This window comes from Streptomyces sp. NPDC048106, assembly GCF_040706415.1.
GTDB lineage: Bacteria > Actinomycetota > Actinomycetes > Streptomycetales > Streptomycetaceae > Streptomyces.
On the sequence record NZ_JBEZND010000004.1, the window covers coordinates 267,676 to 286,542 of the forward strand.

Consider the following 18,867-nt stretch of genomic DNA (forward strand, 5'->3'; position numbering starts at 1 on the left):
CGTATGACCACCCGCACGCCGCTGATGGCGGGCAACTGGAAGATGAACCTCAACCACCTCGAGGCCATCGCGCACGTCCAGAAGCTCGCCTTCGCCCTGGCCGACAAGGACTACGAGGCCGTCGAGGTCGCCGTCCTGCCGCCCTTCACCGACCTGCGCTCCGTACAGACCCTGGTCGACGGCGACAAGCTCAAGATCAAGTACGGCGCCCAGGACATCTCGCAGCACGACTCCGGCGCCTACACCGGCGAGATCTCCGGCCCGATGCTGGCCAAGCTGAAGTGCGCCTACGTGGTTATCGGCCACTCCGAGCGCCGCCAGTACCACGACGAGACCGACGAGATCGTCAACGCCAAGGTCAAGGCCGCCTACAAGCACGGCCTGACCCCGATCCTGTGCGTCGGCGAGGAGCTGGACGTCCGCGAGGCGGGCAACCACGTCGACCACACCCTCACCCAGGTCGAGGGCGGCCTCAAGGACCTTCCGGCCGAGCAGGCCGAGACCCTCGTGATCGCCTACGAGCCCGTGTGGGCGATCGGCACCGGCAAGGTCTGCGGCGCCGACGACGCCCAGGAGGTCTGCGCCGCCATCCGCGCCAAGATCGCCGAGCTGTACTCCCAGGACGTGGCCGACAAGGTCCGCATCCAGTACGGCGGCTCCGTGAAGTCGGGCAATGTCGCCGAGATCATGGCCAAAGCCGACATCGACGGCGCCCTGGTCGGCGGCGCTTCGCTGGACACCGACGAGTTCGTCAAGATCGTGCGCTTTCGCGATCAGTGACGGAGCGGCGACCCCGCCCATGAGTAGGCGGTAGCCGCGATACGTCGTACTCTTGCGGGGGCACGGCCCCGGTGCTGTGCCCCCGTCGTCCATCCGAATCCGAGGAAGTTGGTCCAGCCGTGGTTTTGGGGTTCTCGATCGCCCTGATCATCTTCAGCCTGCTGCTGATGCTGCTGGTGCTGATGCACAAGGGAAAGGGCGGCGGCCTCTCCGACATGTTCGGTGGCGGCATGCAGTCCTCCGTCGGCGGCTCCTCGGTCGCCGAGCGCAACCTCGACCGGATCACCCTCGTGATCGGCGTGCTGTGGCTCGCGTGCATCGTGGTCCTCGGCATCCTGATGAAGACGAACAGCTGATCCCGGCCGTCCAGGCACACACATTCCGTACGTTGAGCCCCATGTTCGGTACGCGCTCCCGAGCGCGGCCTATCATGGGGCTTGCGTCTCGGTGCGGGGGCGGTAACTCCCATCACTGGACGCGCGTTGGGCCTTACGTAGACTGAGGCGCTCGCAGCGAAGCGGTACGCCGACTCGCTTCGCGGCACCATCACGCAGGGAGTTACGACCGTGGCAAGTGGCAACGCGATCCGAGGAAGCCGGGTCGGGGCGGGGCCGATGGGCGAGGCCGAGCGCGGCGAGTCCGCACCGCGGCTGCGCATCTCCTTCTGGTGCTCCAACGGGCACGAGACGCAGCCGAGCTTCGCCAGCGACGCACAGGTTCCCGACAACTGGGACTGCCCGCGCTGCGGCTTTCCGGCCGGCCAGGACCGGGACAACCCGCCGGACCCACCGCGCACCGAGCCGTACAAGACGCACCTCGCCTATGTGCGGGAGCGGCGCAGCGACGCGGACGGCGAGGCGATCCTCGCCGAGGCACTCGCCAAACTACGCGGCGAGATCTAGGGCCTCCCGTTTGGATCAGGCCGGGCTCGTGGGGGCTGGCACCGCTCCCTGATCCGGCCTGATCCAAACGAAAGACCCTGGACATTGAGTCCCGGCCGGGCACCCTCGGTGCCTGGCCGGAGCCGTATCCGCCGCTCGCGTCCGGTCGATTGTCAGTGGCACCCTCTACGGTTCTCGTGAAGGCGACGACCGCGAGGGGGAGTTGTGACGACGGTGGCGGCGGGGGAGCTGCGGGCGCCCGCATGGCGCGGGGGCTTCGGGCGGCTGTGGAGCGCCGCCGTGCTGTCCCGCTTCGGTGACGCGCTGCGCAATGCCGCCCTGCCGCTGCTCGCCGCCTCGCTGACCAGCCGGCCTCTGCTCATCGCCACCGTGACCGCCTGCGGTTATCTGCCCTGGATCCTCTTCGGGCTGTGCGGCGGGGCGATCGCCGACCGGGTCGACCAGCGGCGCGCCATGTGGACCGTGGACACGGTACGAGGAGTGCTGGTCGCCTCCTTCGCGGTGGCCGTCGCCCTCGGGCACACGTCGATCGCCCTGCTCATCACGCTGGCCTTCACCCTGACCACGCTGGCGACCCTCTTCGACAACGCCTCCACCGCCCTGCTGGCCGCCCTGGTCGACCCCGAGGCCCTCGGCAGCGCCAACGCCCGGCTGATGACCGGTCAGACGATAGCGGGCGGGCTGTTCGGGGCGCCCGTCGTGCCGGTGCTGCTCGCCGCGGGGGTGGCGGCGCCCTTCCTGGCCGACGCGTCCACCTTCCTGGTCGCCGCCGCCCTGGTCGCCTCCCTGCGCGCCGGCGCGCCCGAGCGGGCCCCGAGACCGGCGGGCAACACCCTGCGCCGGGAGATCGCCGCCGGACTGCGCACCCTGTGGCAGGACCGGCCCCTGCGCGGCCTGTGCGCCGCCACGGCCCTGTGCAACATCGGCATGGGCGGCCTGATCGCCACCCTGGTCGTGATCGTGACCGGCTGGCTGCACGCGGGCACCGCCGGCTATGCGGCGGCCACCACCGCGTACGCCGTCGGCGGTCTGGCCGGGGGCGCGGTGAACCGGCGGCTCACGGCCGCGCTCGGCCCGGTGCGCACCGTCCTGCTCGCCGGTACGGCGCAGACCGCCGCGCTCCTCGTCATGGGATCCGTGCGGAGCCTGGCCGCCCTGGTGGCTGCCATGGCCGCCTTCGGGTTCATGGGAATGCTGTGGAACGTCAACAGCACCACCCTGATGCAGCAGCGCAGCCCCGCCGGCGCCCTCGGCCGGATCAGCTCCGCCTTCCGCACCGTGGGCGTCGCCGGGGCCCCGCTGGGCGCCCTGCTCGGCGGCGCCGTGGCCACCGCCTGGGGCCGGGGCACACCGGCCCTGCTCGCCGCCGCCTTCTTCGTCCTGGCCGTCATCGCGCTGATACCGGCCGGCCGGACGGACCTGCCCGCCGCCGCGCCGGACGACGGCGCCACGGGAGCCCGCGTCCCCCGGTGATCAATTAGGTTGGAACCTCTGGGACAGGCACGAAAGAAGGCGGAAGTCGGAAATGAACGCAGACGGCCGTACCAGGCTCAACCAGACGCCCGAATGGACCGCTCTCGTCAAGCACCGGGAGGAGCTGGCCGACACCCATATGAGGGACTTGTTCGCCGCCGATCCCGAGCGCGGCGCCGGGTACAGGCTGCGGGCCGGCGATCTCCATATCGACTATTCGAAGCACCTGGTCACCGGCGAGACGCTGCGGCTGCTGCGCGAGCTGGCCGCGGCGACGGACGTGTTCGGGCTGCGCGACGCCATGTTCCGCGGCGAGAAGATCAACGTCACCGAGGACCGGGCGGTGCTGCACACCGCGCTGCGCGCCCCGCGGGACGCGGTGATCGAGGTCGACGGCGAGAACGTGGTGCCCAAGGTGCACGCCGTCCTCGACAAGATGGGCGACTTCGCCGAGCGGGTCCGCTCCGGCGCCTGGAGCGGCCACACCGGCAAGCGCATCCGCAATGTCGTCAACATCGGCATCGGCGGCTCGGACCTCGGCCCCGCGATGGCCTACGACGTGCTGCGCAGCTTCACCGACCGGGAGCTGACCGTCCGCTTCGTGTCCAACGTGGACGGCGCAGACCTGCACGAGGCGACCCGCGACCTGGACCCGGCGGAGACGCTGTTCATCATCGCCTCCAAGACCTTCACCACCATCGAGACGATCACCAACGCGACCTCCGCGCGCACCTGGCTGCTGAACGCGCTCGGCGACGCCTCGGCGGTGGCCAAGCACTTCGTGGCGCTGTCCACCAACGCCGGCAAGGTGACCGAGTTCGGCATCGACCCGGACAACATGTTCGAGTTCTGGGACTGGGTCGGCGGCCGGTACTCGTACGACTCCGCGATCGGCCTCTCCCTGATGATCGCCATCGGCCCGGACCGGTTCCGGGAGATGCTGGACGGCTTCCGGCTGATGGACGAGCACTTCCGCACCGCGCCCGCCGAGGCCAACGCCCCGCTGCTGCTCGGCCTGCTGGGCATCTGGTACGGCAACTTCCATGACGCCCAGTCGCACGCCGTGCTGCCGTACAGCCACTACCTGTCCAGGTTCACCGCCTACCTCCAGCAGCTGGACATGGAGTCCAACGGCAAGTACGTGGCGCGGGACGGCGAGCAGGTCGAGTGGCAGACCGGGCCGGTCGTGTGGGGCACGCCGGGCACCAACGGGCAGCACGCGTACTACCAGTTGATCCACCAGGGCACCAAGCTGATCCCGGCCGACTTCATCGGCTTCGCCGAGCCGGTCGCCGAGCTCAGCGGTGAACTGAAGGCGCAGCACGACCTGTTGATGGCCAACTTCTTCGCCCAGACCCAGGCCCTCGCCTTCGGCAAGACGGCCGAGGAGGTCCGCGCGGAGGGCGTGCCCGAGGAACTGGTGCCGCACAAGACCTTCCAGGGCAACCGGCCCACGACCACCGTCCTGGCGAGGGAACTCACCCCGTCCGTCCTGGGCCAGCTCATCGCCCTCTACGAGCACAAGGTGTTCGTGCAGGGCGCGGTCTGGAACATCGACTCCTTCGACCAGTGGGGCGTGGAGCTGGGCAAGGTCCTCGCCAAGCGCGTGGAGCCCGCCCTCACCGAGGGCGCCGAGGTACCCGGCCTCGACGCCTCGACCAAGGCGCTGGTCGCCACGTACCGGGAGTTGCGCGGTCGCGGCTGACCGGCGGCGGGGAGCGTGAGGCACCGGGCGGGAGCCGCCGCCCGGTGTCCCGTACACTCCCGATGATCATGGACGACGCTACTCGGGGGAGTGCGCAGTGGCACGGGGGAACGGGGCGCCGGGCGCCCAGCACGACCGCAATTATCTGAAAGCCCATCACGCGGCCCAAGCGGTGTTCCACCCCGCCTGGATACCCGAACCGCTCGACCCGGCCGTCGAAGGGCTCAAGCGGATCAGGGTGGTCGCGGGCACGGTCGCCGCCGTCGGCGTCTACACCTTCGTGGAGGGCGGTTTCGCCGTCACGGAGATGCTGGAGAACCTGCTGGTCGCCTGCGGGGTCCTGCTGGTGATCGCCCCGCTCACGGTCGGGGTGATGCTGTGGATCTGGCGGCGCGGCGGCAGCCTGCGCTCCCTGCGCCCGGCGTTGCTGCGGGCCCTGGGGCTGCTGCTGACCTTCGTGGCCTCGGCCGCCGTGACCCTGTTCCTGCTCCAGAACAGCGGCGCGCTCGGCGCGGGTCTGCTGATCCTCCCGGTGGGCCTGCTGACGCTGTGGCTGCTCTGGTTCGTCGGCGCCGGTGCGCTGCGCGTCACCGGGAACTTCTTCGGCACGGCCGCCGTGCACCGCGGTCTGCCGCCCCTGCTCGCCATCGTCACCACCTGGCTGATGGCCCTGCCCGACCTGTTCACCGGCGATCTGCACGGCCTCGGGCTCACCCTCGGCATCGTGTTCATCCTCGGCGCCCCGGTCACGGTCACCGGCATCGCGCTGTACGAACTGGCCGTCCTGAAGCGGCGGTTCGGCATACGGCTGGCCGACCACCCGGCGTCGCACCCGGGCCGGACGCCGTACGGCTCCCGGTACTCGTACGGCCGGTGAGCCCGGACACGGGAGACGGCGGGGGCGCCTGCCCCCGCCGTCTCCACGGACTACCGGCCGCCCGGCCTCACGGGGAGGCCGGCGGATACAGCGAGCGCGGCAGCTGGGAGGCCGCGGCCGCGTCCAGCAGCCACAGGGTGCGGCTGCGGCCCTGGGCACCCGCCGCCGGGGCCTGGATCTCGCCCGCGCCGGACAGGGCGATGGCCGCCGCCTCCGCCTTGTCCTCGCCCGCCGCGAGCAGCCAGACCTCACGGGCCGAGCGGATCGCGGGCAGGGTGAGCGTGATCCGGGTCGGCGGCGGCTTGGGCGCGCCGTGCACACCCACCACCGTGCGCTCGGTCTCCCGGACGGCCGGCAGCTCCGGGAAGAGCGAGGCCACATGGGTGTCCGGGCCCACTCCCAGCATCAGCACGTCGAAGGTGGGCACCGAGCCGTGGTTCTCCGGCCCGGCCGCCTTCGCCAGCTCCGCCGCGTACGCCTCGGCCGCCGCCTCGACGTCCGTACCCCAGGGCCCGTCGGAGGCGGGCATGGCGTGCACGCGCGCCGGGTCCAGCGGGACGGAGTCCAGCAGGGCCGCGCGCGCCTGGGTGACGTTGCGCTCCGGGTCGCCCTCGGGGAGGTAGCGCTCGTCGCCCCACCACAGGTCCAGGCGGGTCCAGTCGATGGCGTCCCGGGCCGGCGCGGTGGCCAGCGCGGCCAGCAGGCCGTTGCCGTTGCGGCCGCCCGTGAGGACCACGGACGCGGTGCCCCGGGAGGCCTGCGCGTCCACGATCTTCGTGATCAGGCGGGCCGCGGCGGCCTGCGCCATCAGTTCCTTGTCACGATGGACGACCAGCTGAGGGGTGCTCACTTCGCCGTCGCCTTCCTCGAAGGTGCCTTCTTCGCGGTCCTGGACGCCGCCCTCTTCGCGGGCGCCTTGGCCGCCTCCTCGACGGGCTCCGGCTCGGCGACCGCCGCCGTCCCGGAGCCGGCCTCGGGAGACGCCGTCCCATCGGCAGCGGCCTCGGCCGCCGCCTGCTCCGGAACCGTGCCCAGCCGGTCCACCCCGTAACGCAGCGCCGACGCGTAGGTGTCGTCCGGGTCCAGCCGGCGCAGCTCCTCCGCGACCAGCTCGGCGGTGTCCCGCCGCTTGAGCGCCACCGCGCGGGCCGGCTGGCCCTCGATGGACAGGGTGGCCAGCGAGCCGTCCGCGCGGTCCAGGGTGATCGGGCCGCAGGTGGTCTCCATGCGGACGCCGGTCAGACCGGGGCCCGCGGACAGGGCGCGCCGTACGGGCACGTCCAGCCGGTCCGCCAGCCACATCGCCAGCAGCTCGCAGCTCGGGTTGAACTCCTCGCCCTCCACCTCGACCGCCTGCACCCGGCAGGTGACCTGGTCCAGGGCGGCCGCCAGCATCGAGCGCCAGGGCGTGATCCGGGTCCAGGACAGATCGGTGTCGCCGGGCGTGTAGGCCTCGGCGCGGGCCGCGAGTTCCCGCACCGGCTCCTCGGCGGCGTAGGTGTCGGTGACCCGGCGCTGGGCCAGCGCGCCCAGCGGGTCCCTGGCCGGGTCCAGCGGGGCGTTCACCGGCCACCACACGACGACCGGGGCGTCCGGCAGCAGCAGCGGCAGCACGACCGAGTCGGCGTGGCCGACGACCTCGCCGTACAGCCGCAGCACGACCGTCTCGCCGGTGCTGCCCGCTTCCGCGCCCACCCGTACCTCGGCGTCGAGGCGCGAGGAGGTGCGGTCGCGCGGGGTGCGGGAGATCCGCTTGATGACCACCAGCGTGCGCGAGGGGTGCTCGCGCGAGGCGTCGTTGGCGGCCTTCAGGGCGTCGTACGCGTTCTCCTCGTCGGTGACGATGACGAGGGTCAGGACCATGCCGACGGCGGGGGTGCCGATGGCCCGACGACCCTGCACGAGCGCCTTGTTGATCTCGCCGGCGGTGGTGTCGGTCAGGTCTATCTTCATGGCCTGCGCCAGCTCCGTCCGTCTCGTGCGAGCATCTCGTCCGCCTCGGCGGGGCCCCAGGTGCCCGACTGGTACTGCGCGGGCCTGCCGTGCTTGTCCCAGTACTGCTCGATCGGGTCGAGGATCTTCCAGGACAGCTCGACCTCCTCCGTGCGCGGGAAGAGGTTGGCGTCGCCCAGCAGCACGTCCAGGATGAGCCGCTCGTACGCCTCCGGGCTGGACTCCGTGAACGACTCGCCGTAGGCGAAGTCCATGGACACGTCCCGGATCTCCATCGAGGTGCCGGGCACCTTGGAGCCGAAGCGGACCGTGATGCCCTCGTCCGGCTGGACGCGGATCACGATCGCGTTCTGGCCCAGCTCCTCCGTCGCCGTGTGGTCGAAGGGGGAGTGCGGGGCCCGCTGGAAGACGACGGCGATCTCCGTCACGCGGCGGCCGAGCCGCTTGCCGGTGCGCAGGTAGAAGGGGACCCCCGCCCAGCGGCGGTTGTCGATGCCGATCTTGATCGCGGCGTAGGTGTCGGTCTTCGACTTCGGGTCGATGCCCTCCTCTTCGAGGTAGCCGATGACCTTCTCGCCGCCCTGCCAGCCCGCCGCGTACTGTCCGCGCACGGTGCCCTTGCCCAGGTCCTTCGGCAGCCGTACGGCACCGAGCACCTTGGTCTTCTCCGCGGCCAGCGCCTGCGCGTCGAAGGAGGCGGGCTCCTCCATCGCGGTCAGCGCGAGCAGCTGGAGCAGGTGGTTCTGGATGACGTCACGGGCGGCGCCGATGCCGTCGTAGTAGCCGGCCCGGCCGCCGATGCCGATGTCCTCGGCCATGGTGATCTGCACATGGTCCACGAAGGACCGGTTCCAGATCGGCTCGAACATCTGGTTGGCGAAGCGCAGCGCCAGGATGTTCTGGACGGTCTCCTTGCCGAGGTAGTGGTCGATCCGGAAGACCTGGTCCGGGGCGAACACCTCGTGCACGATGGAGTTCAGTTCCTCGGCCGACCTCAGATCGTGCCCGAACGGCTTCTCGATGACCGCGCGCCGCCAGGAACCGCCGGACTGGTCGGCCAGCCCGTGCTTCTTCAGCTGCTGGATGACCACCGGGAAGGACCGCGGCGGCACCGACAGGTAGAAGGCGAAGTTGCCGCCCGTGCCCTGTGCCTTGTCCAGCTCCTCGATGGTGGAGCGCAGTCGCTCGAACGCCTCGTCGTCGTCGAAGGTGCCCTGCACGAAGCGCATCCCCTGGATGAGCTGCTGCCAGACCTCCTCGCGGAACGGCGTACGGGCGTGTGCCTTGACGGCGTCGTGGACCTCCTGCGCGAAGTCCTCGTTCGCCCACTCGCGGCGGGCGAAGCCCACCAGCGAGAAGCCCGGCGGCAGCAGACCCCGGTTGGCGAGGTCGTAGACCGCGGGCATCAGCTTCTTGCGCGACAGGTCGCCCGTGACCCCGAAGATGACCAGACCCGACGGCCCCGCGATGCGCGGGAGCCGTCGGTCGGCCGGGTCACGGAGCGGATTCGCTCCGGAACCGGAAACGGGTGACAAGTCAGCCCTCCGAAGGGGCGAGGCGCTCGAGCTCCGCCTGGGTGGACTTCAGGAGGTCGTTCCAGGACGTCTCGAACTTGTCGACGCCCTCGTCCTCCAGCACCTGCACGACCTCGTCGTACGAGATGCCGATCTTCTCCAGCGCGTCCAGGTCGGCGCGGGCCTGGGCGTAGGTGCCGGTGACCGCGTCGCCGCGGATCTCGCCGTGGTCGTCGGACGCCTCCAGGGTGGCCTCCGGCATGGTGTTGACCGTGTTCGGCGCGACCAGTTCCTCGACGTACATGGTGTCCTTGTACGCCGGGTCCTTCACACCGGTGGAGGCCCACAGCGGACGCTGCCTGCGGGCGCCCGCGTTCTCCAGCGCGTTCCAGCGGTCGGAGGAGAAGACCTCCTCGTACGCCTGGTAGGCGAGGCGCGCGTTCGCCACGCCGGCCTTGCCGCGCAGCGCCTTGGCCTCGTCGGTGCCCATCTCGTCGATGCGGCGGTCGATCTCGGTGTCCACGCGGGACACGAAGAAGGACGCCACCGAGCGGATCTCCGACAGGTCCAGGCCGCGCTCCTTGGCCTTCTCCAGGCCGGAGAGGTAGGCGTCCATGACCGCGCGGTAGCGCTCCAGGGAGAAGATCAGCGTGACGTTGACGCTGATGCCCAGGCCGATGACCTCGGTGATCGCCGGCAGACCCGCCTGGGTGGCCGGGATCTTGATCAGGGTGTTGGGGCGGTCCACCAGCCAGGCCAGCTGCCTGGCCTCGGCGACGGTCGCCTTGGTGTTGTGCGCGAGGCGGGGGTCGACCTCGATGGAGACCCGGCCGTCCTGGCCTTCCGTGGCGTCGAAGACCGGGCGCAGGATGTCGGCGGCGTCGCGGACGTCCGCCGTGGTGATCATGCGGATGGCCTCTTCGACCGTGACCTTGCGGGCGGCGAGGTCCGAGATCTGCTGGTCGTAGCCGTCGCCCTGCGAGATCGCCTTCTGGAAGATCGTCGGGTTGGTGGTGACGCCCACGACGTGCTGCTGGTCGATCAGCTCGGCGAGGTTGCCGGAGGTGATCCGCTTGCGCGACAGGTCGTCCAGCCAGATCGCGACGCCTTCGTCGGAGAGGCGCTTGAGTGCGTCTGTCATGGAATTACATCTCCTACGTGTCGTATATGAGCGTCAGCGCTGGGCGGCGGCGATGGATTCCCGGGCCTTGGCAGCCACGTTCTCCGCGGTGAAGCCGAACTCCTGGAAGAGCACCTTGCCGTCGGCGGAGGCACCGAAGTGCTCCAGGGAGACGATGCGGCCGGCGTCCCCGACGTACTTGTGCCAGGTCAGCCCGATGCCCGCCTCCACGGCGACGCGGGCCTTCACGGACGGCGGCAGCACGGAGTCCCGGTACCCCTGGTCCTGCTGCTCGAACCACTCGACCGACAGCATGGACACGACTCGCGTCGGAACGCCGTCGGCCTGGAGCCGCTCACGCGCCTCGACGGCCACGTGCACCTCGGAGCCGGTGGCGATCAGGATCACCTGCGGCTCGCCGCCTTCGGCCTCGAACAGGACGTACCCGCCCTTCGCGGCGTCCTCGTTGGGCTCGTACGTCGGCACGCCCTGGCGGGTCAGCGCGAAGCCGTGCGGCTGGCCCTTGCCGAACTCCTTGGTGTAGCGCTTGAGGATCTCGCGCCAGGCGATCGCGGTCTCGTTGGCGTCGGCCGGGCGCACGACGTTCAGGCCCGGGATGGCGCGCAGCGAGGCGAGGTGCTCGACCGGCTGGTGGGTGGGGCCGTCCTCGCCGAGGCCGATGGAGTCGTGCGTCCACACGAACGTCACCGGCAGGTGCATCAGGGCCGACAGGCGCACCGCGTTGCGCATGTAGTCGGAGAAGACGAGGAAGGTGCCGCCGTAGGCGCGGGTGTTGCCGTGCAGCGTGATGCCGTTCAGCTCCGCGCCCATGGAGTGCTCGCGGATGCCGAAGTGGACCGTACGGCCGTACGGGTCGGCCTCCGGCAGCGGGTTGCCCTCGGGCAGGAAGGAGCTGCTCTTGTCGATCGTGGTGTTGTTCGAACCGGCGAGGTCGGCGGAGCCGCCCCACAGCTCGGGGATCACCGGGCCGAGCGCCTGCAGCACCTTGCCGGAGGCGGCGCGGGTGGCGACGGACTTGCCGGGCTCGAAGACCGGGATCTTCTCCTCCCAGCCGGTGGGCAGCTCGCCCTTGGCGATGCGGTCGAACTCGGCGGCGCGCTCGGGGTTCTCGTCCCGCCACACCTGGAACGACTTCTCCCACTCGGCCTTCGCGTGGGCGCCGCGCTCCAGGGCCTTGCGGGTGTGCGAGATCACCTCGTCCTCGACGGCGAAGGACCGCTCCGGGTCGAAGCCGAGGACGCGCTTGGTGGCCGCGACCTCGTCCGCGCCGAGCGCCGAGCCGTGCGCGGCCTCGGTGTTCTGGGCGTTCGGGGCCGGCCAGGCGATGATCGAGCGCATCGCGATGAAGGAGGGCCGGTCGGTGACCTGCTTGGCCGCCTGGATCGCGGCGTGGATCGCGACCGGGTCCAGGTCGCCGTCCGCCTTCGGCTCCACGCGCTGCACGTGCCAGCCGTAGGCCTCGTAGCGCTTGACGGTGTCCTCGGAGACGGCCGTCTCGGTGTCGCCCTCGATCGAGATGTGGTTGTCGTCCCACAGCAGGACCAGGTTGCCGAGCTTCTGGTGGCCGGCCAGCGAGGACGCCTCGGCGGAGATGCCCTCCTGGAGGCAGCCGTCACCGGCGATGCAGTAGATGAAGTGGTCGAAGGGCGACTCGCCCTGCGGGGCCTCGGGGTCGAACAGACCGCGCTCGTAGCGGGCGGCCATCGCCATGCCCACCGCGTTGGCCACACCCTGGCCCAGCGGGCCGGTCGTGGTCTCCACGCCCTTGGTGTGCCCGTACTCCGGGTGGCCCGGGGTCTTCGAACCCCAGGTGCGGAAGGACTCCAGGTCCGCCAGCTCCAGGCCGAAGCCGGCCAGGTAGAGCTGGGTGTAGAGGGTCAGGGAGGAGTGGCCGGCGGACAGCACGAAGCGGTCGCGCCCCACCCACTCCGGGTCGGCCGGGTCGTGCCGCATCACCTTCTGGAAGAGGGTGTAGGCGGCGGGGGCCAGGCTCATCGCCGTACCGGGATGGCCGTTGCCGACCTTCTGTACGGCATCGGCGGCCAGGACGCGGGCGGTGTCCACGGCCCGCTGGTCCAGGTCGGTCCACTCAAGGTCTGTGGTGGTCGGCTTGGTGCTCACCCTGGGTCAGGGCTCCTCTCCACATGTCGGTCGGGCCGGCTTGCGGGGCACGCGCCCACCCGGCCGCCGGCGTGCTTCTGCCCGCCGGCCGTCGTCGAGCCTACCCTCGTAAGGACGTGCGTTTTCGCGGGTGATTCCAGACTGCCGGGCATCGACGGGATCCGCCTCCCGACTGGCCGAGACGCTATTTGGCACATGAATAAGGAGACGCTCATCTGACCGCTCATAAGAGTGGTGGGGGCCCTCTTTTGGGATCTTCACCAAGGGCTCTTCCGGAAGGTCTCCCGGGCGCTCCGCCGGGCCTCGTCGCGGCGCCCGCCGGTACGTACGCCAACACGACCCCACCCCCGCGAAGGCCGGGGTATGGGCAACGTCTAAAGTGGCGTGGTACGCGCGAGCCCCTCGTGAAGATCTCATCCGGGGGAAGGCTCGCTGGAATGTCTCTGTCAGGGGTGTGCGTGACGGCCGTCGAATCCCGTCCTGGGGGCACCTCCCAGGCCCTTAAGGCTCCGGGGGAGGGTGTGCTCGGTGGTACGAGCCCGAGGCCGGTCCGCCGGCCGTTCGGGGCCCGTGCCAAGGCGTTCGTGGCGCTGACCAAGCCGCGGATCATCGAGCTGCTCCTCATCACCACCGTGCCGGTGATGTTCCTGGCGCAGCAGGGCGTGCCCTCCCTGAAACTGGTGGTGCTGACCTGCCTCGGCGGGTATCTCTCCGCGGGCGGCGCGAACGCGCTGAACATGTACATCGACCGCGACATCGACGCCCTGATGGACCGCACCTCGCAGCGGCCGCTGGTGACCGGCATGGTCAGCCCGCGTGAGTGCCTGGTCTTCGGCATCTCCCTCGGGGTCGTCTCCACGCTGCTGTTCGGGCTGACCGTCAACTGGCTCAGTGCCTGGCTGTCGCTCGGCGCGCTGCTCTTCTACGTCGTCGTCTACACGATGATCCTCAAGCGCCGCACCGCGCAGAACATCGTGTGGGGTGGCATCGCGGGCTGTCTGCCGGTGCTGATCGGCTGGTCCTCGGTCACGAACTCGATGTCCTGGGCGCCGGTCATCCTCTTCCTGGTGATGTTCTTCTGGACGCCGCCGCACTACTGGCCGCTGTCCATGAAGGTCAAGGACGACTACGCGCGCGTCGGCGTGCCGATGCTTCCGGTGGTCGCGTCCAACAAGGTCGTCGCCCGGCAGATCGTCATCTACAGCTGGGTGATGGTCGCCGTCTCGCTGCTGCTCACCCCTCTGGGTTACACCGGCTGGTTCTACACGGTCGTCGCCCTCGCCGCCGGAGGCTTCTGGCTGTGGGAGGCGCACGGGCTGCAGAACCGGGCGAAGGCCGAGGTCACCGGTGCGAAGCTCAAGGAGATGCGGCTGTTCCACTGGTCGATCACCTACGTGTCGATCCTCTTCGTCGCCGTCGCGGTGGATCCGTTCCTGCGCTGACGCACCTGCTTCCCCCGGCGGGAGGGGCGCGTGGTCAAGGCCACGCACCCCTCCCGTCGCCGTTTGATCTACTCGTCGGTAGCATCCTGGCATGGCAGACACGCAGAAGGTTGACGCGAAGGCCGAGCGCACGGTGGCCCGGCTCGCCCAGAGGATCAGCGCCTTCTCCAGGGCCCACGGCGGTGCGGAGGGGCAGGTGGCCTACATCGGTCAGCGCGGGGCGCGGATCGTGCTCGTCGGCGAGGACGGCGGCTGGGGCGATGTGGTGGCCCCCTCGTACGCGATCGCCGAGCAGGCGGTGGCGAAGGCCGGAATCACCGTTCACGAGACGTTCGACGGGGAGTTCGCGGCGAAGGTGACGACCGGCCCGTACGAGTGGAAGAGGATGGCCGGGATCCAGCTCGGGGGCTGACGCGCCCGACCGCGGAAGCGCTGGGGCGCAGGCGGTTCCCGCGCCCCGATGGCGGCGCCAGACTGGCCCGATGCAGACCACCGAAGAACTGCTCGGACGGTTCCTGGACGCGCTGGCGCCGTTACACCCCCGCGCCGTCTGGGCCCACGGCTCGCTCGCCGGCGGCGACTACCGGGAGGGCCGCAGCGATCTGGACCTGATCGCGGTGCTGCCGGGGCCCCCTGACCGCACGGCCGTACGCCAGGTCGTGGCGCTGCACCGGCGCCTGCGCCGCGCACCTCTCGCCGCGAAGCTGCACTGCGGCTACCTCGCTCCGGCCACCCTGGACGATCCGGGCCGCTCGCACCTCACCTGGGCGCACGGCCAGGTGCTGCGCCGCCCGGTCACCCCCGTCACCCGGCGTGAGCTGCATGCCTTCGGCCGGGTGCTGCACGGGGAGCCGCCGGCCCGTCTTCTGCCACCGGTGCGGGACCGGGAGCTGCGCGCGTTCGTCGTACGCGACCAGCGGGACTTCTGGCGCCCCGCCGTGGACAAGGCCCGCCTGTGGCGGCGGGACATCTGGGTCGACCTCGGGCTGCTGACCTTCGCCCGGGCCACCGTGACCCTGCGCGAGGGACGGCTGATCTCCAAGCGGGAGGCCCTGGCCGTGCTGCCGGTGCTCGGCGCGCCCGCCGAGGTCGTCGAGGACATCACCCGAAGGCGTTACGCGGACCCCGCCCCGGCGGACGACGGCACCTGGCTCACCCGGCGCGCCGGCCTCGCCCGCGCTTACCTGGGTCCGGCGATCGACGCGCTGGTCGCCACGTACGGGTGAGTCAGGCGTTCGTGGGAACCGTGACCTCGGCCAAGGGAGCGGACACGCCCGGTTCCGTCTCCGGGCGCTCGCGCAGCGACAGCAGGACCCGCAGGACGCCGACCCACACCAGGCAGGAGCCGAACATGTGGAGGCCGACCAGCAGCTCGGGCAGGTGCGTGAAGTACTGGACGTAGCCGATGACGCCCTGGCCCAGCAGGATCAGGAACAGCTCCCGGGTGCGGGCCAGCGGGCCGCGCGGGGCGTCGACGGCCTTGAGGATGAACCACAGGGCGAAGGTCAGCGTCACCACGATCCACGCGAGCACCGAGTGCAGCTTGGCCACGGCCTGCCAGTCGATCGGGATCCGCTTCACGTCGCTGGAGTCGCCCGCGTGCGGGCCGGCGCCGGTGACCACGGTGCCCACCGCGATGAGCAGCACCGCCGCGACCACCAGGAACCACACCAGTTGCACCACGGCCTTGCCGACCAGCGGCCGGGGCGCGGCGTCGCCCTCGCGGGTGCGCTGCCACATCACCACGGCGACCGCGGTCAGCGCGCTTGCCAGCAGGAAGTGCGCGGCGACGGTGTACGGGTTGAGGCCGACCAGCACCACGATGCCGCCGAGCACCGCGTTGCCCATGACCAGCCAGAACTGTGCCCAGCCGAGCCGGGTCAGCGCGCGCCGGTACGGCTTCTCGCAGCGGGCGGCGATGATCGCCCAGCCGACGGCCGCGCACAACACGTAGGTCAGCATGCGATTGCCGAACTCGATGGCGCTGTGATAGCTCAGCGTCTGCGTCGGCGTCAGCGAGCCGTCGGTGCACTCCGGCCAGGTCGGGCAGCCGAGGCCCGAGCCGGTCAGCCGGACGGCACCGCCGGTGACGACGATGACCACCGACACCACGAGCGCGATGAGGGCCGCCCGCTGCACGGTCCGGGGCTCCGGGGTCCAGCGGTCGGCGATGAAGGCGAGCGGATTACGCAGGGCCGCTACGGTGTCGGCGCGGTTCAGCTTTGGCACGCCCACCATCGTAGGCCGCCGCTTGTGCACGCTTTCACGAGGGTCCCGCCCCGGCGCCGTGTCCCCGCTCACTCCCAGCGGAAGAACTTCCCCGCCGCCGCGAGCCCCACGACCGCCCACACCGCGAGGATGCCCAGGTCGCCCCAGGGCATCCCGGCGCCGTGCTGGAGCACGTCGCGCAGGCCGTCGGAGAGGGCGGAGATGGGCAGCAGGCCGAGGACGTGCTGTCCGGCCGAGCCGAACTTGTCCAGCGGCACGATCACCCCGCCGCCGACGAGCAGCAGCAGGAACACCAGGTTGGCGGCGGCCAGCGTCGCCTCCGCCTTCAGGGTGCCGGCCATCAGCAGGCCGAGCCCGGAGAAGGCGGCGGTGCCGAGGATCAGCAGGAGGAGTACGGCGGCCGGACCGCCGTGCGGTGACCAGCCGAGCGCGAGGGCGATCACCGTCAGCAGGATGACCTGGAGCACCTCGGTGACCAGCACGGACGCCGTCTTCGCGGTCATCAGGCCCCAGCGCGGCAGCGGTGAGGCGGCGAGCCGCTTGAGCACCCCGTAGCGGCGCTCGAAGCCGGTGGCGATGGCCTGCCCGGTGAACGCGGTCGACATCACCGCGAGGGCGAGGACGCCCGGCGCGAGGAAGTCGACGGCCTTGCCCTTGCCGGTGTCCACGATGTCCACGGAGCTGAAGAGCACCAGGAGCAGGGTCGGGATGACGACCGTCAGCAGCAGCTGCTCGCCGTTGCGCAGCAGCATCTTCGTCTCCAGGGCCGCCTGCGCCGCGATCATGCGGGGCAGGGGCGCGGCCCCCGGCTTGGGCGCGTAGGTACCCGGCGCGGTGGTCATGAGCGCAGCTCCTTGCCGGTCAGCTCCAGAAAGACGTCTTCCAGGGTGTGCCGTTCGACCGAGATGCGGTCCGGCATCACCCCGTGCTGGGCGCACCAGGAGGTCACGGTGGCCAGTAGCTGCGGGTCGACCTTGCCGGCGACGCGGTAGGAGCCCGGGGTCAGCTCGGCGGCCGTGCAGCCGTCCGGGAGCGCCTTGAGCAGGGAGCCGACGTCGAGGCCGGGGCGGCCGGTGAAGCGCAGGGTGTTCTCGGCGCCGCCCCGGCACAGCTCCTCGGGGGAGCCCTGGGCGATGACCTTGCCGCCGTCGATGATCGCGACGTCGTCGGCGAGCTGCTCGGCCTCGTCCATGTGGTGCGTGGTGAGGATCACCGAGACGCCGTCGGCGCGCAGGTCCTTCACCAGGTCCCAGGTGGCCCGGCGGGCCTGCGGGTCGAGGCCCGCGGTCGGCTCGTCCAGGAACACCAGTTCCGGGCGGCCGACGACGGCCATGGCGAGCGCGAGGCGCTGCTGCTGGCCGCCGGAGAGCCGGCGGTAGGAGGTACGGCCGCAGCTGCCGAGGCCGAGCCGTTCGATCAGGGCGGCCACGTCCAGGGGGTGGGCGTGCAGCTTGGCGACATGGCGCAGCATCTCGTCCGCGCGGGCGCCGGAGTACACGCCGCCGGACTGGAGCATCACGCCGATCCGGGGCCGCAGCTCGGCCGACTGCCGCACGGGGTCGAGGCCCAGGACGCGCACCCTGCCGGAATCCGGCTTCCGGTACCCCTCGCAGGTCTCGACCGTCGTCGTCTTGCCGGCGCCGTTGGGTCCGAGAACGGCGGTCACGCCCGCCTCGGCCACCAGGTCGAGGCCGTTCACCGCGGTCTTCGTGCCGTACCGCTTCACCAGGGCCGCAACTTGGACCACGGGCTCACTTCGCATGGGTCCAGAGTCTAGGGAGACCGCTCGCCGATCAGTCGCGGGGGTGCGGGAACTCCCCCGCACGGGGCCGGCGGGCCCGCAGTCACCCCTCGGCGTAGGACACGGCGTCCGCCACCGGGAACAGCCGGGCGTCGGCCGCGCCCACCTTCGCGCGGACGACGGGACGCTCCCGCTCGAAGTCCCGACCCAGCTCCTCGAACGACTCGGCGCTGATCGACACCTCGGTCACCGTCTCCCAGCCGCCGCCGGACGCGGGCCGGCCGACCGGGACGAGCGGCGCGGGTATGCGGTATTCGGCCAGGTGGAAGGCGGTGCAGGCGTCGTATCCCGCGCCGAGCAGGAGGACCCGGGCGCCCAGTTCCTCCAACCGGGCCAGCGGGCTGCGCTCGCCGAGCCGGCAGTCGGGGGCGTGGCCGCCGGTGATCTCCCGGGCGCGGGAGCCGACGGCCGCGAAGGAGGTCTGCGGGTGCGCGCTGCGCAGGGCGCCCGGCCAGGTGCGCACCGTCTCCGGGACCACCCCGACGCCGCGGGTGGGGGTGGTGGCGGGGTCGTACGGGGGCATGGTGGCCCGGACGCGGTCCCACCACTCCTCGGGCACCGGCGGATTTCCCCAGTGGGCGGGGTCGGAGAGGTCGGAGGAGTGGGCCGGGACGACCAGGGTGCCGGCCGGGCCGAGGGCGTCGAGGAGTCCCTGGACAACCGCCACGGCCCCGCCGTTCACCCAGCCGAGTGAACTTAGGGACGTATGTACGAGAAGTGTCTCGCCGCTTTCGACGCCGAGCAGCCGCAGCTCATCGGCGAGGTCGCCCCGGGTGACAAGAGGCCCGGTCGGAGGGGGTGTGGTCATGGTCGGGGAGTCTTCCGGACGGGCGGGCGAGGCGCCATGGATTTGCCTGCCGGCCGGGCCCCGGATGATCGATCAATGATCGTTTTCGCAGGTCAGATTAGGTAGACCTAAGTGACGCAGG

Annotated in this window: 18 protein-coding genes; 9 read left to right on the plus strand and 9 right to left on the minus strand. The window is 71.1% G+C overall.

The genetic code is table 11. The features are described from left to right. Window positions 1–3 precede the first annotated feature (3 nt). From tpiA to AB0927_RS05930, 6 genes are all read left to right on the plus strand, one after another. Window positions 4–780: a triose-phosphate isomerase gene (gene tpiA, locus AB0927_RS05905; protein ID WP_366666297.1), complete on the plus strand. Its 777-nt coding sequence runs from the start codon at window positions 4–6 to the stop codon at window positions 778–780. A gap of 119 nt (window positions 781–899) precedes the next feature. Then, window positions 900–1,136: a preprotein translocase subunit SecG gene (secG, locus tag AB0927_RS05910; protein WP_366666298.1), complete on the plus strand. Its 237-nt coding sequence runs from the start codon at window positions 900–902 to the stop codon at window positions 1,134–1,136. 210 nt (window positions 1,137–1,346) lie between these two features. Further along, entirely contained in the window at window positions 1,347–1,682 is a 336-nt protein-coding gene (locus AB0927_RS05915; RefSeq protein ID WP_078947476.1) for an RNA polymerase-binding protein RbpA, read from the plus strand. A 204-nt stretch (window positions 1,683–1,886) separates the two neighbouring features. Beyond that, window positions 1,887–3,155 (plus strand): MFS transporter, encoded by a 1,269-nt coding sequence (locus AB0927_RS05920; protein WP_366666299.1) that lies wholly within the window; start codon window positions 1,887–1,889, stop codon window positions 3,153–3,155. A 52-nt stretch (window positions 3,156–3,207) separates the two neighbouring features. Further along, window positions 3,208–4,860, plus strand: coding sequence for a glucose-6-phosphate isomerase (gene pgi, locus AB0927_RS05925; protein ID WP_366666300.1), 1,653 nt, complete (start codon window positions 3,208–3,210; stop codon window positions 4,858–4,860). A 97-nt stretch (window positions 4,861–4,957) separates the two neighbouring features. Next, window positions 4,958–5,737 carry a hypothetical protein gene (locus AB0927_RS05930; RefSeq protein WP_366666301.1) on the plus strand — a complete coding sequence of 260 codons (780 nt, stop codon included), beginning with the start codon at window positions 4,958–4,960 and terminating at the stop codon, window positions 5,735–5,737. Between the two features lie 67 nt (window positions 5,738–5,804). Here AB0927_RS05930 and pgl read toward each other — a convergent pair whose 3' ends face one another. From pgl to tkt, 5 genes are read right to left on the minus strand one after another with little or no spacing between them, the layout of a single operon-like run. Further along, the gene (gene pgl / locus AB0927_RS05935) at window positions 5,805–6,587 is read right to left on the minus strand and encodes a 6-phosphogluconolactonase (protein WP_366666302.1); all 783 of its coding nucleotides are present in this window, start codon (window positions 6,585–6,587) and stop codon (window positions 5,805–5,807) included. Continuing rightward, window positions 6,584–7,690: a glucose-6-phosphate dehydrogenase assembly protein OpcA gene (opcA, locus tag AB0927_RS05940; protein WP_366666303.1), complete on the minus strand. Its 1,107-nt coding sequence runs from the start codon at window positions 7,688–7,690 to the stop codon at window positions 6,584–6,586. The genes pgl and opcA overlap by 4 nt, the downstream gene beginning before the upstream one ends. Then, window positions 7,687–9,225, minus strand: a complete 1,539-nt coding sequence (gene zwf / locus AB0927_RS05945; RefSeq protein ID WP_366666304.1) for a glucose-6-phosphate dehydrogenase — start codon at window positions 9,223–9,225, stop codon at window positions 7,687–7,689. The genes opcA and zwf overlap by 4 nt, the downstream gene beginning before the upstream one ends. A 1-nt stretch (window position 9,226) precedes the next feature. Further along, window positions 9,227–10,345 carry a transaldolase gene (gene tal / locus AB0927_RS05950; RefSeq protein ID WP_366666305.1) on the minus strand — a complete coding sequence of 373 codons (1,119 nt, stop codon included), beginning with the start codon at window positions 10,343–10,345 and terminating at the stop codon, window positions 9,227–9,229. Between the two features lie 33 nt (window positions 10,346–10,378). Next, window positions 10,379–12,466 carry a transketolase gene (gene tkt / locus AB0927_RS05955; protein ID WP_366666306.1) on the minus strand — a complete coding sequence of 696 codons (2,088 nt, stop codon included), beginning with the start codon at window positions 12,464–12,466 and terminating at the stop codon, window positions 10,379–10,381. Between the two features lie 437 nt (window positions 12,467–12,903). Here tkt and AB0927_RS05960 point away from each other — a divergent pair, with 437 nt between their 5' ends. The 3 genes from AB0927_RS05960 (at window position 12,904) to AB0927_RS05970 (ending at window position 15,134) form a co-directional block, all read left to right on the plus strand. After that, window positions 12,904–13,908 carry a heme o synthase gene (locus AB0927_RS05960; protein WP_366666307.1) on the plus strand — a complete coding sequence of 335 codons (1,005 nt, stop codon included), beginning with the start codon at window positions 12,904–12,906 and terminating at the stop codon, window positions 13,906–13,908. A gap of 91 nt (window positions 13,909–13,999) precedes the next feature. After that, window positions 14,000–14,320 carry a hypothetical protein gene (locus tag AB0927_RS05965; RefSeq protein ID WP_366666308.1) on the plus strand — a complete coding sequence of 107 codons (321 nt, stop codon included), beginning with the start codon at window positions 14,000–14,002 and terminating at the stop codon, window positions 14,318–14,320. Window positions 14,321–14,390: 70 nt separating this feature from the next. Continuing rightward, on the plus strand, window positions 14,391–15,134 hold the full coding sequence (locus tag AB0927_RS05970) for a nucleotidyltransferase domain-containing protein (RefSeq protein ID WP_366666309.1): 744 nt from the start codon (window positions 14,391–14,393) through the stop codon (window positions 15,132–15,134). Between the two features lies 1 nt (window position 15,135). On the opposite strand, the gene AB0927_RS05975 is transcribed toward AB0927_RS05970, so the two are convergent. From AB0927_RS05975 to AB0927_RS05990, 4 genes are all read right to left on the minus strand, one after another. Beyond that, on the minus strand, window positions 15,136–16,146 hold the full coding sequence (locus AB0927_RS05975; protein ID WP_366666310.1) for a COX15/CtaA family protein: 1,011 nt from the start codon (window positions 16,144–16,146) through the stop codon (window positions 15,136–15,138). Window positions 16,147–16,205: 59 nt separating this feature from the next. Continuing rightward, complete coding sequence (locus AB0927_RS05980) at window positions 16,206–16,979, minus strand: ABC transporter permease (RefSeq protein WP_366666311.1); 774 nt, start codon at window positions 16,977–16,979, stop codon at window positions 16,206–16,208. Further along, window positions 16,976–17,899: an ABC transporter ATP-binding protein gene (locus AB0927_RS05985; protein WP_366666312.1), complete on the minus strand. Its 924-nt coding sequence runs from the start codon at window positions 17,897–17,899 to the stop codon at window positions 16,976–16,978. The genes AB0927_RS05980 and AB0927_RS05985 overlap by 4 nt, the downstream gene beginning before the upstream one ends. A gap of 82 nt (window positions 17,900–17,981) precedes the next feature. Then, a complete protein-coding gene (locus tag AB0927_RS05990) occupies window positions 17,982–18,746 on the minus strand; it encodes an AAC(3) family N-acetyltransferase (protein WP_366666313.1) in 765 nt (254 codons plus the stop codon). Window positions 18,747–18,867 lie beyond the last annotated feature (121 nt).